Here is a 1,978-nt window from a genome sequence, read left to right on the forward strand (position 1 = left end):
CCGCTCGCTCAAAATAGGTGAAGGTAAACCATCTCAGCAATATCCCGAAGAAAATTGGCACTCTTTTCGGGAAATTTTGCGGCGGTTGCACGCTGAAGGTATTTATATTCATTCGGAACAACTAGCTGAATTCTTTCTAGCGCACGGACTACCTGTAGATTTGTCCTACGTCCCGCAGCGTTTGAAAGAAAAAGCTATTGACATCAATAATAATTACCGAGGCGATATGGCGCGTAGTGAAGAAGTGGACGATGGCACTGTTTGGGATTTTATATAGCTCAGATGAGATAATCTATCTTATCTATAGTGAATCTATAGTGAAGTTAGCAGGGTAAAGTTCTGTAAGGCAATTTTGTTGTTTCAAGCTGAATGAAAAATACTACCAATCTCGATCGAAACGAAATCCCAGAAGCCAGTAACTCGGAGGAAGACATATCGCTGACATCCGAACAGTACCAGCGTAAGATGCAGCGACGTAAGGAAGTGCAAGAACAGCGGCTGGCTGAGAGAACAATAGAAAAGGGTTTAATAATTGTTCACACTGGCAATGGCAAGGGGAAAACTACTGCTGCTTTGGGGATGGTGCTGCGATCGCTCGGTCACGGTTACCGCGTGGCGATCGTACAATTTATTAAAGGAGCCTGGGAACCAGCCGAAAAAGCTGCCTTCAGTCGCTGGGCCGACCTGCTAGAATTTTACGCGATGGGAGAAGGCTTCACTTGGGAAACTCAAGATAGAGAGCGAGATATTCAGAAAGCTCACCAAGCGTGGGAAACGTCGTTAACTTTTATCCGCAATCCTGAATATAAACTGGTGCTTCTCGATGAAGTCAATGTCGCCTTGAAGCTGGGATACTTGACAGTGGAGGAAGTTCTAGCCGGACTGGAACAAAAGCCAGAGCAAACTCATGTTATCCTAACTGGCAGAGGCGCACCGCGAGCTTTAATCGATCGAGCCGACTTAGTGACAGAAATGACACTCATCAAGCATCCGTTTCGCGAACAAGGTGTAAAAGCTCAACCGGGTATCGAATATTAATTTTGGATTTTGGATTTTGGATTTTAGATTTAATCCAAAATCCAAAATCTAAAATCTAAAATTTATTGATAGTTCGCCTTACACATACTCAAAATGCGTTGGTCGTTTTCGCTAACGCTGGTAATCTGGTGATAGTCTTGCAGTTTTACCGTTAAGGGAAAAGTGACAGCATCAAATCTGTTGCTGGGAGAAGTGCTTCCGACAGCTACAGGTTGAAACTCTTGTCCCTCATCCGGAGTTTCCTGAGCGATTTCTGCATCGGGAGAAGCTAAACTCACTTTCAGCTGCTGTGCTTGCAGGGTGCCTCGAAAACAACTAAACTCGGAGCTGGGCATATAGAAAGCGCCGATCGCTTGCCCATCCCTTACCTCAAACACCATATATTCCTGGCCGATCTGTTCTGGCTGCGAAGACTTACCATACAAGTAAACTCCATCAGCTAACTGTTTGAACGATCCAGTTCCCCTCGTGCTGGCAGTATACTCCTCAGATGGAGATACTGACTTAGCCTCCACAAATTGGTGTTCTCCTGGTGTGACAGTCACTTCGGAAGGGTTGGCCAGTACGGCGCTGGCGTTACCGTTGGCAAGGCTGGCCATCAGCATTAACCCAGCCAGTGGGACTCGCAAATACTTTTGCTGGTGACGCGATTGTAAAAAAGAATGTTTCATAAAATTTAACACTGTAGCTACCCCTGATGAATTGCAATTAAAACGGAAATATGTTTTAATTCAGACTTGTCCAAAGCTTTAGAAAGTGCAGTTCCCTCAACTAAAACTTTTTCCTTATTCCCAAACAAAGCTTTGGTAAACTCGGATGCAAAAACTTTCTCTTGCTTCCCGAAACTGGCTATGTTGCCAAATATAAATTTTGCCCGCTTTAGCTTTGCAGGCGCAGTTATTATAGACAAACTCCAAAACTCCTCACAATAACAGTCTAA

At 44.4% G+C, this 1,978-nt stretch carries 4 protein-coding genes; 2 read left to right on the forward strand and 2 right to left on the reverse strand.

All coding sequences use genetic code 11. From position 1 onward, the window contains the following. Both H6S82_RS31175 and cobO read left to right on the forward strand, forming a co-directional pair. Nucleotides 1-277, forward strand: a 277-nt coding sequence (locus tag H6S82_RS31175; protein ID WP_199318008.1) for a hypothetical protein, incomplete at its 5' end; no start/stop codon positions are given. A 92-nt stretch (nt 278-369) separates the two neighbouring features. Further along, entirely contained in the window at nt 370-1,038 is a 669-nt protein-coding gene (gene cobO / locus H6S82_RS31180; protein ID WP_191057330.1) for a cob(I)yrinic acid a,c-diamide adenosyltransferase, read from the forward strand. A 62-nt stretch (nt 1,039-1,100) separates the two neighbouring features. Here cobO and H6S82_RS31185 read toward each other — a convergent pair whose 3' ends face one another. After that, complete coding sequence (locus H6S82_RS31185) at nt 1,101-1,709, reverse strand: hypothetical protein (protein ID WP_190475456.1); 609 nt, start codon at nt 1,707-1,709, stop codon at nt 1,101-1,103. Nucleotides 1,710-1,726: 17 nt separating this feature from the next. Then, a partial coding sequence (locus tag H6S82_RS31190; protein ID WP_206756920.1) for a hypothetical protein occupies nt 1,727-1,978 on the reverse strand: 252 nt, incomplete at its 5' end.

This window comes from Planktothrix sp. FACHB-1355 (genome assembly GCF_014748295.1).
In the GTDB taxonomy this organism is placed as follows: Bacteria; Cyanobacteriota; Cyanobacteriia; order Cyanobacteriales; family Aerosakkonemataceae; genus Aerosakkonema; species Aerosakkonema funiforme_A.

Coding starts and splice junctions, on each gene's coding strand:
- H6S82_RS31185 (WP_190475456.1), bottom strand. CDS start 1,709: ATGAAACATTCTTTTTTACAATCGCGTCACCAGCAAAAGTATTTGCGA.
- cobO (WP_191057330.1), top strand. CDS start 370: ATGAAAAATACTACCAATCTCGATCGAAACGAAATCCCAGAAGCCAGT.